Origin of the sequence: Paenibacillus senegalensis JC66, from assembly GCF_000285515.1 — a bacterium.
Classification (GTDB): domain Bacteria; phylum Bacillota; class Bacilli; order Paenibacillales; family NBRC-103111; genus Paenibacillus_L; species Paenibacillus_L senegalensis.
Map to the genome: position 1 here is coordinate 494654 of NZ_HE610961.1, position 14999 is coordinate 509652.

General features: G+C 46.3%; 10 protein-coding genes and 1 pseudogene. 2 read left to right on the top strand and 9 right to left on the bottom strand.

All coding sequences use genetic code 11. From position 1 onward, the window contains the following. Positions 1 to 292 (top strand): annotated as a pseudogene (locus PSHG_RS20795) (glucose-6-phosphate dehydrogenase); the annotation flags it as partial. Positions 293 to 358: 66 nt separating this feature from the next. Next, a complete protein-coding gene (gene gnd / locus PSHG_RS20800) occupies positions 359 to 1252 on the top strand; it encodes a phosphogluconate dehydrogenase (NAD(+)-dependent, decarboxylating) (protein ID WP_010277203.1) in 894 nt (297 codons plus the stop codon). A 293-nt stretch (positions 1253 to 1545) separates the two neighbouring features. On the opposite strand, the gene PSHG_RS20810 is transcribed toward gnd, so the two are convergent. The 9 genes from PSHG_RS20810 to ppc form a co-directional block, all read right to left on the bottom strand. Further along, positions 1546 to 2412 carry a helix-turn-helix domain-containing protein gene (locus PSHG_RS20810; RefSeq protein ID WP_042122549.1) on the bottom strand — a complete coding sequence of 289 codons (867 nt, stop codon included), beginning with the start codon at positions 2410 to 2412 and terminating at the stop codon, positions 1546 to 1548. A 293-nt stretch (positions 2413 to 2705) separates the two neighbouring features. Further along, positions 2706 to 4535: a glutamine--fructose-6-phosphate transaminase (isomerizing) gene (gene glmS / locus PSHG_RS20815; protein ID WP_010277207.1), complete on the bottom strand. Its 1830-nt coding sequence runs from the start codon at positions 4533 to 4535 to the stop codon at positions 2706 to 2708. 1073 nt (positions 4536 to 5608) lie between these two features. After that, entirely contained in the window at positions 5609 to 6949 is a 1341-nt protein-coding gene (gene glmM, locus PSHG_RS20825) for a phosphoglucosamine mutase (protein WP_010277208.1), read from the bottom strand. Between the two features lie 555 nt (positions 6950 to 7504). Then, positions 7505 to 8755, bottom strand: a complete 1251-nt coding sequence (locus PSHG_RS20830) for a CdaR family protein (RefSeq protein ID WP_010277209.1) — start codon at positions 8753 to 8755, stop codon at positions 7505 to 7507. Next, positions 8745 to 9575 (bottom strand): diadenylate cyclase CdaA, encoded by an 831-nt coding sequence (gene cdaA, locus PSHG_RS20835; RefSeq protein ID WP_010277210.1) that lies wholly within the window; start codon positions 9573 to 9575, stop codon positions 8745 to 8747. Before cdaA ends, PSHG_RS20830 begins: the two co-directional genes overlap by 11 nt. Before the next feature lie 416 nt (positions 9576 to 9991). Beyond that, positions 9992 to 10597, bottom strand: a complete 606-nt coding sequence (locus tag PSHG_RS20840) for a zf-HC2 domain-containing protein (RefSeq protein WP_010277212.1) — start codon at positions 10595 to 10597, stop codon at positions 9992 to 9994. A 57-nt stretch (positions 10598 to 10654) separates the two neighbouring features. Continuing rightward, on the bottom strand, positions 10655 to 11242 hold the full coding sequence (gene sigW / locus PSHG_RS20845; protein ID WP_392392029.1) for an RNA polymerase sigma factor SigW: 588 nt from the start codon (positions 11240 to 11242) through the stop codon (positions 10655 to 10657). Between the two features lie 407 nt (positions 11243 to 11649). After that, positions 11650 to 11808, bottom strand: a complete 159-nt coding sequence (locus PSHG_RS30755) for a hypothetical protein (protein ID WP_157213481.1) — start codon at positions 11806 to 11808, stop codon at positions 11650 to 11652. Positions 11809 to 11923: 115 nt separating this feature from the next. Continuing rightward, positions 11924 to 14713, bottom strand: coding sequence for a phosphoenolpyruvate carboxylase (gene ppc, locus PSHG_RS20855; protein ID WP_010277218.1), 2790 nt, complete (start codon positions 14711 to 14713; stop codon positions 11924 to 11926). Between the last annotated feature and the right edge of the window lie 286 nt (positions 14714 to 14999).

Here is a 14999-nt window from a genome sequence, read left to right on the forward strand (position 1 = left end):
GTTAAATAGCAAGAACCCTATAAACGGAGAGATGGAACCTATCACAGTAGACTTTTCTGCGAATAATCAAGACGTACCCGAAGCGTATGAACTTTTGTTATTTGATGCTCTCCTTGGGGATTCAACATTTTTTGCTCATTGGAATGAAGTAGAACTATCTTGGAATTGGGTGGAACCTATTTTAGAGGCATTTAACGAAAATAGGGTTCCCCTTCACTCCTATTCATCTGGATCAATGGGACCAGAGGCTGCCCATCAATTATTAAAAGAAGATGGATATAAGTGGTGGTAAAGTTACTAAAAATGTAATGTAAATCAGAAGCAATTTAAATAAATGCAAGTTTTTAGGAGGTTCACTATGCAGGTTGGATTAATCGGGTTAGGTAAAATGGGATTAAATTTAGGAAAAAATTTAATCGATCATAAACACGAGGTAGTCGCATTTGATTTAAATACAAGTGCGGTGGAAGAAATGAAAAAATATGGAGCTAATGGAGTATCTAATTTAAAAGATCTTATTCAAGCATTAGAAAAACCACGAGTTCTTTGGATTATGGTCCCGCACTCCGTTGTTGATTCCGTTATTCGCGAGATTACCCCATTTCTAAGTGCGGGTGATATCGTAATTGAAGCTGGTAATTCTCACTATAAAGAATCCATTCGTCGATATAACGAGCTAAAAGAAGTAGGCGTAAGCTTTATGGATGCCGGTACGTCTGGCGGGATGGAAGGTGCTCGCAACGGAGCTTGTTATATGATTGGAGGAGATCCTGAAGCGTGGAAAATCGTCGAGCCAATTTTTAGTGATACAGCTGTAGAAAATGGCTTTTTATATGCTGGGAAATCAGGCAGCGGCCACTTCTTAAAAATGGTTCACAATGGAATTGAATACGAAATGATGGCCGCTATTGGGGAAGGCTTCGAAGTATTAGAAAAAAGCGATTTCGATTTTGACTATGAGAAGGTAGCAAGCGTTTGGAATCATGGTTCCGTTATTCGTTCTTGGCTTATGGAGTTAACCGAGAATGCATTTTCCAAAGATGCTAAATTGGATGGAATTAAAGGGATTATGTATTCATCCGGAGAAGGGAAATGGACAGTTGAAACGGCTTTGGATCTACAAGCTGCCACACCTGTGATCGCCATGTCATTATTAATGCGCTATCGCTCCTTAGACAAGGATACGTTTACAGGTAAAGTAGTGGCTGCTTTGCGAAATGAATTTGGCGGACATGCTGTGGAAAAAAATTGATTAGGATAAAACAACCCTAAATAGCTATGAGGAGCTATCCTGTTTGGAATCCATTTAAAAATGATTGATCAAAATGGATTCTTCTCCCTCAAATTTAAGATTAACAATGTTGTTCAACAATCGGGCCCGATTGCGGTATAGTTAGGCAATATTTTCACCAAAATTTTAAGTAATGAACAAGCGTATTAATTCCTGCAAACTTTACAGCCGTAATGGTAATTATAACCAAAGCACTTAATACCACCCTAGCAGCTTTTTTACCGGAATTAGCCATGTTATCACCCTTCCTTAAATCATATTTCTTCGTCAAACGATAAATTAACTGGCTCGTCCAGCAGTTCTCCATGCACCTCTAAATTAGTTGTTGGAACACTTTCATCCACTTCTTCAAAAGTGAATTGATCTGCCCATACTGTTCCTTGCCCAGACAGAATGATCCCAAATGAAATAACAGCACTTTGGGTTGGAACATCTAAAATAATAGAATAATGGTTCCAGGTTGTGGTTCCTTTAATGGGGCGATTACTCATATTATCAAATTGAAGTACATCTTCCCTTGTGTCGTCTACTCGCATCCACATCCCAGCGTACGTATCTACCTCTTCCGTACGGATGAAACAAGAGAGTTTAATGCGCTTTCCAACAAACTGATTAGCCTTAAATGTTTGCATCATGGTAGCGAATTCGGTTGAATCTAATACTGTTTTGGATTTTAAATAACCTGATGCTTTCCCCTGATGAACAACTTCATGGTCAATTCCCATTTCGTAATTACATGGATTGGTTCCACTTAAAAACCAACCTTTCACCTTCGTATCCATATTTGTTTCCTCCTTATTTTTAATCACGTCTGACATCATTCTGCGATATTTGCCAGGCGGCAGCTTATAAATCTCTTTAAATGCTCTTGTAAATGATTCTTGTGATTCAAACTGATAATATAAAGCGATATCCAGGATGCGTTCACTTGTGTAAAGCAACGCGGACGAAGCATTAGCCAGTCGTCTTAACCGAATATATTCAGTTACCGTCATGCCAACGGCGGATTGAAATATTCGATGAAAGTGATACTTCGAAAAATTTGATTGTGCTGCAATCTTTTCCAAGGAAAGTGGTTCATGCAGGTTTTCTTCCACATACAAAATAATTTTTTTAATCATGATCTCGTGGTTATACAACGACAACGAAGGCACCTCCTTTCATTAACAGGATAGCAGGGCTTTTCATTCATTTTTTGATATATCTTGCGAAATAGAAGCTGCGTCCTAGAAATCATAAAAAAGGGGTTGATGTAAAATCAACCCCTCAGATCGAAGACAAACTTTTATATCTGCAACAATATGGCCCGATTGTTGGAACCTCGTATTCAGCATGAGTTTTGATCAAACTTTATCATAAAAGATCAGACTTTTTTTGATAATCGAACCATTCACAACATCCTACTATTCTACTATTACTCCACCGTCACCGACTTCGCCAGGTTGCGGGGTTTATCCACATCGTTGCCCCGGGCCAGTGAAGCATAATAGGCTAGCAGCTGCAGAGGAATGGCCGATAAAGCAGGAGCCAGCAGCGGCATTGTGCGTGGAATCTTCAGCACTTGGTCGGCGCAGTCAGCTAGATCAGCTCCGCCTTCCATCACGATACCCAGTACGAAGGCATCTCTTGCTTTAACCTCTTTGATGTTGCTGATCATCTTTTCCAGAAGCTCCTCCTGCGTAGCCAAGGCGATTACAGGAACACCTTGCTCTATCAAGGCCAACGTTCCGTGTTTCAGCTCACCAGCCGCATAAGCTTCTGAATGGATGTAAGAAATTTCCTTTAATTTCAACGAGCCTTCCATGGCCGCGGCGTAGTCCAATCCCCGCCCAATGAAAAACACGCTGGAACGAGCAGCAAAGGCTTCTGCCAGGCTTTTGATCGCGGGCGCCTGCTGGAGCAGCTCTTCTACTTGCTCCGGGAGCTTTTGCAGGGCATGAATAAGCTCTGCCAAATCACCCGCTTTCACACTGTCCCGCTGAGCGGCCAAGTGAAGCCCCAACAAGTAAAAAGCAATGAGCTGCGACGAATAAGCCTTGGTGGAAGCCACTGCTATTTCCGGCCCTGCCCAAGTAAACAGCACCTCATCCGCTTCTCGAGCGACAGAACTGCCAACTACGTTAGTAATGGCAAGCACCTTGGCCCCGTATCGTTTTGCTTCACGCAGCGCTGCCAGCGTGTCTGCCGTTTCTCCGGATTGGCTGACGACGATTACGAGTGTTCTTTCGTTAATGATTGGCGAACGATAGCGATATTCGGAAGCGACATCCGATTCGACAGGAATTCTCGTCAGACTCTCAATGACGCTTCGCCCCACCAGTCCAGCATGGTAAGCTGTACCGCAGGCGACAATGTGGATCTTCTCTAAAGCTCGAATATCCTCTTGTTTGAGGTTTAACTCGTCTAGTATGATCTTGTTAGCTTGAACATCAATCCGGCCGCCCATTGTGTCGCGATAAGCCTTTGGCTGTTCATGGATTTCTTTCAGCATAAAGTGATCGAATCCGCCTTTTTCCGCCGTAGACAGATCCCAATCGACAACAAATAATTCCCGGGAAATATTATTCCCGTCCAAATCCATTAATTCGACACCATTCCGCGTTAAAACTGCCATTTCCCCATCATTTAAAATATAAATATCTCTGGTATAGTTCAATACAGCGGGGATATCTGAACCGATAAAATTTTCGCCCTGTCCTACACCGATAATTAAGGGGCTGGCTTGACGAACGGCAACCAGTTGGTCAGGTTCATGAACATACATGACGGCCAGAGCGAAGGCTCCTTTCAGCTTTTTCACAGCTTTTTGGACCGTTCGAACCAGACTGCCATCATAGAGATCGGCCAGCAGATGCGAAAGCACCTCCGTATCCGTTTCCGATACAAATCGGTGACCTTTGGCGCTGAGCTCTTCCTTTAACGTTAAATAATTTTCTATAATTCCATTATGCACGACCGAAAACCGCATCCCGTTATCCGTATGAGGATGGGAATTAACGTCTGATGGCTTGCCGTGAGTCGCCCAGCGGGTATGTCCAATTCCAGCGGTTCCAATCAACGGTGATGAGGCCAATTGAGACTCGAGCACGGCCAAACGCCCCTTCGCCTTCTTCACTTCCAATCCGTTGCTGGTGAAGACAGCTACTCCTGCCGAATCATATCCCCGGTACTCCAGCTTTTTCAACCCGTCCAACAGCACATCCTGTGAATTGCGCGCGCCTATATATCCAACGATTCCGCACATATCAAGTACCCCTCTCTATATTCGCCCTTCTGGCGATTGTCAAAGAATTATATTTTACGCTCACTGGCAGCCTCCCCCAAATTTGAAAGAAGCAGCCCTGAAAAAGTCACCTGTTCATTGGTTGCACTTCTAACACTTATAACAGACGCCATGCAGGAACATGCAGAACATAGTCTCCCCTTCCGGGTAAATTCCGCTGTTCATGGCCCATTATTTTTTAAATTACAACACTAACGATTAACCATCATAATGATTAATAGGAATGCCAAATGATTATAAGGAATAGCCATTCGGCCATTATGATGTCAAAAGGCCTAACTAAATAAACGTTCCTTTCACTGAAACATCGATAATGAAAAAAACGCAAACCTTAAGCTGAGGTTGCGAATCATCGCACCTGATCACTACTGAACCCCGCCTGGTTGCTCTATGGAATCAAGATGGATCTTTGTTCATCAGGTCGCCCCAATGGTTTGGAATCCAACTTAACGGCAGTTGATGGCTGCCGGAAGGTCCCCGCCGAAAACTTCGAACACCTTCACCTCGTCAACTTGTCGTCCTAAATCCGCTGAATTGGGATGAGATATCTTACCTTTCTTTGTCACCCATTCTCAGCCAGATTTCCCATGGCCCGCACAAGTTCTGGCGCTATTAACTTGCTGCTTGTCTACCCACCTTTCTTTTCCAAAGTGAAAAACCTATTAACATCTTATTCAATTTGCCGCTTAAAAGCAACTCGTTAACGAAGAAAACGCATAAATGCCCAGCTTGGCCCGGAAATCGCACGAGGTCCCTCTTGAAAATGCTGCAGCGAACATGACATATTCGACTTGCTGCCTGAACGGAGAAGATTTATTCACCCGGTGGCGGTCATTCCAGAATTGCAGCGGAACGGTAAGGCTGCTTTACCACCACTGTGCCCCGAATGCTCCTGCGCTCGATGCATCGCCCTATGCATACGAAAACACCGCGCGGCAGCAGCGCACGGTGCAACAATAATTCCCCCTTCGACCGTCACCCTGTGAGTTTAGTGGTTTCGGTTCGGCGGGTTCACTGGCTTCAGTGCTTTCACACTAGACCAGCTCTCGTTTAACAACCTCAACAATGTCCTGGGCATACTGTTCGGTAATATCCTTTTGCGGACCTTCCACCATTACGCGTACCAGCGGTTCGGTACCCGATGACCGAACGAGAACGCGGCCGTCTTCGCCCAGCTTTTGCTCCACTTCCTGAATCGCATTTAGGACGGCTTCGTTTCCATCCAGCTTGCTCTTATCTTTGACCCTAACATTAATAAGCACCTGCGGGAATTTCTTCATCTTAGTCTTCAACTGGGCTAGGCTTCGTCCGGATTGGATGAGCACATCCACCAGCTGCAGCCCTGATAGGATGCCGTCTCCTGTCGTATTATAGTCCAGCATAATAATATGACCGGACTGCTCGCCACCTAGATTGTAGCCGCCTTTGCGCATTTCCTCCATCACATAGCGGTCACCTACCGCCGCTTTGACGGTCTGAACCCCCATTTCTTTGGCTGCCTTGAAAAACCCAAGGTTGCCCATCACCGTTGTGACGACGGTATCATGCTGCAACCGGCCTTGCTGCTTCATCGCTTCGCCCAGGATGGTCAAAATATAATCTCCATCCACTTCTTCACCATTCTGATCTACAGCAATCAAACGATCCGCATCGCCATCAAAGGATAACCCCAGGTCTGCCTTATGCAGCAGGACTTGCTTGCTTAATGCCTCCGGATGAGTCGATCCGCACCCGTCATTAATATTAATTCCGTCCGGCTCTGCACCTGTACTGATGACCTCGGCCCCCAGCTCACGAAACAAGCGCGGGGCCAATTCATAGGCCGCGCCATGAGCACAGTCAAGCACCAGCTTGATGCTCGAAAAAGTAGAACTGACGGTTGTTTTCAAAAACTCCGCATAGCTCCATTTCGCTTCCTCATCGTCAGTAATCGTCCCTACTTCAGTACCGGTTGGCCGTGGGAGCTCATCGATTTCAGCATCCATCAGCTTTTCGATCTCCAGCTCGGTCTCGTCAGATAATTTGAAGCCGTCCGCGCCAAAAAACTTAATCCCGTTGTCCTCTACCGGATTATGTGAAGCCGAAATCATTACCCCGGCGTCCGCTTGCAGCTTGCGCGTCAAATAAGCCACTCCGGGAGTAGTGATTACGCCAAGGCGAATCACGTCCGCTCCGATCGAGGCCAGTCCGGCAGCCAACGCAGCCTCCAGCATCGGACCCGATATTCTTGTATCCTGACCGATAATTACTTTCGGCCGCTTCTTTTCTCCGGTTAGCACATAGCCCCCGCAGCGTCCAATCTTATAGGCCAGTTCAGAAGTGAGCTCCTCGTTGGCAACGCCTCTCACTCCATCAGTTCCAAAATATTTCCCCATATTGGTTTCTCCTTATCTCCAAATCTCCTGATTTGTTGGTCTCGTTATCTCCGAATATCCGAATCCCCGAATCTCCGGTCTCCTGATCGCGTTGCTGTTTCCACTGATCTCTTAATGGATCTCGTTGTTGTTTTCACTGAGTTCTTTGGGGATCTCATTAATTTTTCCATTACTTTCGTATTTTATAACCTAATCCGGACGACCAACCGCCGTCATGCAGCGAAACCCGGCCAATTAAAAGTTACGCGCGGCGTAAAATTAGCAAGCTTCCGGCGGCAGTCATGTCCTTTTCTCCTTGCTTCTTTTTCTTTTTTAGAATACGGCAGAAGTATTCATAATGTACTTCCATTCTTTATGGTAAACGACAGAATAATTTGGGCGGTTAATGTTAAACAACAATATAGTCTTGGTAATTATGACATGCGTTGTAAATAGCCGCAAGTAACCGTTACGCTCGTTGCTGCAATGCCATTCGATAAAGGCAAGGGTGTTCATTGCCGGAGAAGGATTCATGACCAGTTAAGCAGCGAAGATATTCATGTATGTCTAGCCCGGCTACGGAGCACCAGACCCCGGGGCTTCAATCTCTACGGTAGCCTTCAACTCCGGCCCGGAAGCTTTCCTAATATATAACGGCAAGTTAAGCTTGATCGGCAGCTCATAACGGCCCGGCGGGAGATTGCTGATATCGATCACCGCCTGCAAATCCTCTGCATTTACCTGATTAAGCAGGGAAGGTGCGCCTTCCAGTATAATATCCACGGTTCCTCCATCAGGTTCAACGATACCTGCCGATAAGGAATCGTCCTGACCAATAATTTCGATAGAATGCCCCATAAATGATTTCGTTTGAGAGCGCGCAATTTCGACCGTAACCTCAACCTCCGTAGGATTTATATCGATCAAATCCCCCGTTGGCTCCAGCGGTATCGTTAAGGTTGTCGTTTCCCGGATGCCGCTGAGATCTATAGGAGGCCCTTCCAGAAACTCTAGATTGTCCAGTACGTTTTGCGGCGCAAATACCGTTACCTGCTCACTGGACAGCTTTACCGCCGCCACACTGAACCCGGCCGCCGGCTGACCGGTCACCCTCATCTGCAACGGCATTTGTTTGAACGGACTGGTCACCGGAACCTCTACATCGACAACCTGCGGGCTAACCTCCAGGTCCTCCATCGGGTTACCGTTCTGATCGATGACCGTGAGCGTCACCTGCTTGGATACTGTGGAGGAGGCTCCATCCACATTGACCTCTGCCCGTGCCATAGCAACTTCGTCCAAACGGCTTTCCGGAACCGTTACATACACTCTTCCCGGCGTTACAATCGGCTTGCCTACCCGAAAGCCTTCTGCCGGAGTGCCTGTCGGCTCAATAACTACGTCAACTTCCTTCATTTGTTTTTCCTCAATGACAACCCTTACCGCTTGCGGTATAATTTCAGCAGTGACATTGTCCGGCAGACCTGAGGAATGCAAGAATGCCGTATAAGTCCCGGATTCATACTTTGTCAAGTCAGCTTTTATCTTAAACGAACGGATAGAAGCCTGGACTTGTTTTAAATCAGACTGTCTGCCACGAAGGATTACCGCGACCTCGCTAGGCTCGATAACGGATACCGTATAGGTTTCCGTGTCGTATTCGGGTTCGACCTTTACGTTATTATATCTTAGATCGCCAGTAGCACTGTTAATGATACCAGCGGAGTTTTGCACTTCGGTGTTATGCACAACGACCCAGAGCAGAATTCCCATTGCCAAAGCAACGACTTTAACAACGTTATCATTTCGAAGCCATTTATCCATCATGTTTTCTTCTCCTCCATTTCAGGAAGGAACGCTTGGTTTTTGTCTTGTCTGGCGCCTTCAATTCTTCGTATAGCTTGGCCGTCAAATCTTCTTCCTTAATGTCTCTAAGAACCATGCCATTAAGCGCAAGTGAGATCTGGCCCGTTTCTTCCGAGACGGTAACGCACACGGCATCGGATACTTCGCTCATCCCGATGGCGGCACGATGCCGGGTACCCAATTCCTTGCTGATGAACGGGTTTTCGGATAACGGCAAATAACAGCCAGCAGCCATAAGGCGGCTGTTACGAATAATGACGGCTCCATCATGAAGTGGAGTGTTAGGGATAAAAATATTGGTGAGCAGCTCTGCGCTGATCTGCGATTCTATCCGGGTGCCCGACTCAATGTATTCGTTAAGGCCGGTTTGCCTTTCAAAGACAACAAGAGCCCCGATCCGGCGGCGGGACAAATTCATCAACGATTTCATGATCTCGCTGATCATCCGGTTAATTTCCTGATCTTCCTCGGTAAATGTACGCCCGAACAAGCGGCCGCGGCCGATTTGTTCCAAAGCCCGTCTTAGCTCAGGCTGGAAAATGATAATGACCCCTACTACCCCCCATGTGAACATCTGATTCATCATCCACTGCAAGGTGTTAAGCTCAAACCATAAGCTGAGCACCCAGGCAATTACGACCACGATGATTCCCTTCAACAGCTGAATCGCTCGGGTTCCACGAAGGAGGAGAATGAGTTTATAGATAACGTAACTTACGATGATTATATCGATAATATCTTTAATGGAATCCTGGAGCGTTAGATTAGTCAAGTAATCCATCAGCTTTCCCCCACTAAGAGCCCGGGAACAGACCTCGGGATCCGGTTATCTCTTTTTCTTAAATCATATCATATTTTCAACAAAAAACCTCCCCTTTATGAAAATAAGCGGGAGGTTAAATCATCACTTTTCAGCCGGATCTATCGAAAGATGTAAGGGCTTGCTTTAAGTTTCTCCTGAATTTTCCAGCTCAAAACTTCAACTAGTGGTTGACAACAAAGGAGGAAATCACTACAGGGAATGAGGGGACCTCCGATCGCTGTTAGCATATGCTTCCGAAGTACTCTTTCTTCAAAACCATCTGCTATTAGCCTTAACGAATGCAGCACACTCCATAAACAATGGGGAAGCGGATACAAACCTTTAAAAAAAGCGGCCATGCCGGAAAAGCAAGGCTGTAGTTAGGCTAAGCGAAGCTATTGTGCAAACATAGAGAAAAACTCATTTACTTTGTACCAAAGCCAGCTCAAAGCCTGGTCTATTTCTTGAATTTGCCCTGATATATGTGCAGTGGAAGCCATCTGATAAGAGCCATCCACTATCGTTATATTTCCTTCCACATCCCCGTCAATCTTCACATTCCCGCCACGAACAACCAAATTTCCGTTGTAGGTCGTCCCAGTGGGAATCAAAACGGTATCTCCTTCAATTACCACTTGATCGAGATCGCTGCCTTTCACCATCAATTCCGTATCCTGGTTCCACAGCGCCAAGAAGCTGGCCACCATCACAATCAAGAAAATTGAAGCTACCGATATTGCAGGGTGCCGCCTTAGCCAAGACAGGCCAAGCCTTCTTCCCGGTGTTTGAGGAAGTGCGTTCATGATTCGATCCGTAAGCTCATCAGGAGCCGAGTACCGCGGCATAGATTTAACCAGCGCTTCCGTTCGTTCCAGCTCTATAAAAAGTTGATTGCAGTGCTCACATTGGTCTAAATGACTTTTGAGCTTAAGCACCTCAGCCTGTTTGAGATTCCCATCCAAATGCTCGTGAATCCTTTGGAGGGCTTCTTTGCAATCCATATCAAGCCGCTCCTTTCCTCCATTTTACTACACATACGAATCAAGTTCCGGAACGTTTCATTTTTTGTCCGAAGAAAATTCCGGTTCTAATTTTTTTCTCAAATATTCACGACCACGATGAACGCGAGTTTTGATTGTTGTGACAGGCATCCCCAATACATCACTTATTTCCTGCAGTGACATGTCGTGCATATAACGGAGAATCACAACCGATTTATATTTATCGGGAAGAGTGTTGATGGCGCGACGAATCTGCTGCTGTGTCTCCGACAAGAGCAGCTGGCCTTCTGGAGTGTCTTCCCCGCTCGGCAGCAGGGCGTACCAATCAGTTCCTTCGCCGTCACCCATTTCCGCATCTAAAGAGTAATTAGATTTGCGTTTCCGTAGCTGATCGATGCATAAATTCGTTGCGATCCGGTAAATCCAGGTTGAAAATTTCTGAGTTTCATCGTACCTGTGCAAATTTTTGTACACACGCAAAAAAGTCTCCTGCACAATGTCCTCTGCAGCTTGAGACTGGCTGAGCATCCGATAGGCCAGATGATATATTTTATCTTTGTATAAATCCACCAATTCCGCGAACGCCCTGCGGTCACCATTACGTGACAGCTTGGCTAGTCGCGTCTCCACATAATTCACTGCCATTCCCCCAGCAAGCGGCTTCTCTCCCTGCCACACAAAAAACAAGCCTCCGAACGCTACCAGTTCCTGCTCGACACGGTCTTGTACTTGTTTTAACATCATTCCGATTCGTTACTTCTATTTAATATCGTAATCCAAATAAGCCAAAAAAGCAAAGGAAAAAGCCGGACCAACCTTGATATGTTCCCACCATAGTAGACAGTAGAAAAAATAAAAACTTCTACGGCTACTACAATGATGGGTGCTTTTCTAATGTCTAGGCGGAGTCCAGTATCCTTGGAAGTGAAATTACATGCCGTCAGCGGTGCTTGGAGCATAAGTCCAATCCAAATGATGAAGCGAAACAATTAGGGGTTATGCTCACACGCCGTTCATGAGTGGATTAAAGCAGCTGCTTGCTATTCACGGAGTCAAACAGCTTCACGAAGCGACGCTTCAAGCCGCCGTTGGTCGCTCTGGTGCGTGCGCTCGGGAAGCTTGTGTGCATTCATATGATTGGCGGCTACCGCATCCTGCTGCACGGCTTTACGTCCATCCAGCAGATGGGGGGCTTTCCAGGCGAATTGCATAACAAGATACCTCAGCTCTGGTAATACGAACTGAGGTATTAAAACTAACTATTTTTGTTATTTACACTTGTCTACTTGACAGGGAGCTCTTCAGAATAAACAGGCAGAAGTGAGATTACCCCGTATTACGAAGTCCTGCCGCAATTCCGTTAATGGTCAACAGCACCTCGCGAAGCAGCTCCGAGTCGTCACCCTGCTGCTCACGGAGTGCTCTCAACTCAGTTAACAATTCGACCTGCATCAGGCTCAACGGATCTACATAAGGATTCCGCAAGCGAATAGACTCCTGCAGGTTCGGGTCATTGTCCATAATTTCGGATTGCCCTGTAATATCGAGAATCAACTGGGAAGTGAGCTCATACTCCTTGCGAATAAGCTCATACATCCGGTTAGCAATCTCTTGATCTTTTATCATTCTGCCGTATTCCTTGGCGATGTTCAAATCGGCTTTGGCCAATGCCATTTGTAAATTATCTATAGTTGTCTTGAAGAACGGCCATTTCTGATACATTTCCTGCAGCTTGGCCATTCTTTCCGGCTGACCGTTGTAGAACTTCTGGAATGCCGAGCCCGCTGCATACCATGCCGGGAGCAAATAACGGCATTGTGTCCAGGCAAAGACCCATGGAATGGCTCTTAAGTCCTCGAAACGATCACTGTTGTTCCGTTTGGAAGGCCGGGAACCGATATTCAGCTCGCCAATTTCCGTCAGCGGAGTTGCTTCCTTGAAGAATGTCATGAAGTCCTTGTCACGGAAGATCAAATCCTGATACTTCACGAGAGATGTTTCCGAAATTTCCTTAAGTGAGGCCAGCCAATCCTCCGGCAGCTTCTCCCTTGCAGAGCTTCTGGCGATTCTAGCCACCTTGAACAAAGCAGAAGTGGCCTGCTCCAGACTGCGGTATGCGATGCCTTTGGACGAATATCTCTGCGAAAGAACCTCTCCCTGTTCGGTTATCTTGATTCCTCCGCCCATAGTGTGAGCAGGCTGAGCAAGAATACTGCGGTAAAGCGGCATACCTCCCCGGCCCAGCGCGCCTCCGCGGCCATGGAAAAACTTCAGCTTGAATCCGTACTGTTTCGCCATATCGGTCAAATCTTCCTGAGCAGAGCGCAGCTCCCAATTCGCGGTCAGAACACCGCCGTCCTTGTTACTATCTGAATAACCAAGCATGATTTCCTGCTGATTATTCAAGCTTTCCAGACTGTCACGATAAGCCGGGTTCTCAAATAGCGACTTCATAATCGCCGGGGCTGCATGAAGATCGTCTATCGTTTCAAACAGAGGCGTTGGCTGCAAGGTACAGACGACCTTGCCTCCTGCCTCGCGACGGTAGAGACCAACCTCCTTGCAGAAGACGAGAACCTCCAGCAAATCACTGGTTCCTTGAGTCATACTGATCAAGTAATTCGTAATACATTCCGGACCGAACACAAGCTGAGCCTCTTTAACGGTTTTAAATACGTTCAGGCATTCCTGTGTAGATTCGGAATACTCAATATAAGGAGAGCTGATCAGTCGTGGATCGTTCAGCACATTGGTAAGCAGCTGAATTTTCTGCTCCTCGCCAAGCTTTGTATAATCCTCGGCAATTCCCATCTTGGCAAGAACCTCAGCCAGTGCCCGTTCATGCTCCTTGCTGTGTTGACGGATATCCAGCTTGGCCATATGGAAGCCGAACAGCTCCACTTGCCGGATCAGCTTGCTGATAAATTGCTCCGCAACATAATAAGCATAGTGCTGCTTCAAGCTGTGCTCGACTATCTTAAGGTCGTCGACAAATTGTTGAACCGTTTCGTATTTGGTACCCTCACCCGGAGTATCTGCTACTGTATTGTGGATTTTTTCCAGCATATAAGTCAGCTTGATCCGGTAAGGCTCTTTTTCATTTCTCCAGGCTTCTTCATTGTTTAACTGGATAGTGGCCCGGTCTTTCTCGATAGACTCAAGCAGCTCATCCGTTACATTAACAATATTTTTGCTGAAGCTCATATGATCCATTGCTTTTCTCAGTGACTCTTCATATTTGGTAAGAGCCAATTCGCGATGCAGCAGCAAGGTTTCCCACGTCACCTCGGCCTTAACCGAAGGGTTCCCGTCCCGGTCCCCGCCAATCCATGAGCCAAAGCGCAGGAAATTAGGAACATGCCAGGTACGGTCCGGGTAATACTTGTTCAGGCAACGCTCCACTTCCGCATAAATATCCGGAAGAACGTCAAAAAGCGTCTCATCGAAATAATACAGACCATTCCGAACCTCATCGATTACGGTAGGTTTGCGATCACGCAATTCGTCCGTTTGCCATAAGGTCAGAACCTCTCCAAGCAATTTCTGGCGCAGCTGCTCCCTTTCTCGTACAGTTAGCATCTGGTTGTCCAGCTCCATCACATCATTCGCAATCCGCTGATGGATATCAAGCACTGCTCGCCGTGTCGCCTCTGTAGGATGGGCAGTCATGACCAGCTCAAGCGAAATTGCCTGAGTAATCTCTTCAACTTCCTCCAGCCCCAATCCTTTCTCATGAAGGTCCTTAATAGCTGCTTCAATGGATCCAGGCTGAATGGCTTCTCCTGCGGAGCGCTCGTAATCCTTTTTTCTCCGGATCCGATGGTTTTGCTCAGCAATATTGACCAATTGGAAGTAAATGGCAAAAGCACGAATAACCTGATGCCGAATTTCCGGATCAAATGATTTGATGGTCTCTTTAATTTCAGAGTAGATTTCCGGAATAAACCCCGTTCTGAGCGTTTTGCTCATCTCCCTGATTTTCTCTACAATATCCAGCAGTTCGTTGCCGCCTTGATGAACGAGCACTTCTCCAAGAATGGTCCCTAAAAAGCGCACATCCCGGCGTAGCAAGCTGCTGATTGGATTTTTAGCCAGTGCATCCATGCTGTCCGACATCCGTTTCACCCCGTTTTTCGTCTTAAACCTTTTTATTGAACTATAAAACCCATTCCTTTATTGTAACATAAATGTGTCAAAATAATAGACTTTGGACGAATAAACGACAGGGTTCTGCTTTTATCTTGACGCTGTTTTGGGACTTTCAGGAAAATCGCGGCGATTCGCTATGTGAAGATTTTCAAGTAATTTGCAGTGAATATATATACGGGCTGCGCAGGCTTGTTGCCTGCGTTTTGTACGAAACGTCGTACAAATGCATGGGGTTAAGTGCGATTTCCGGAGA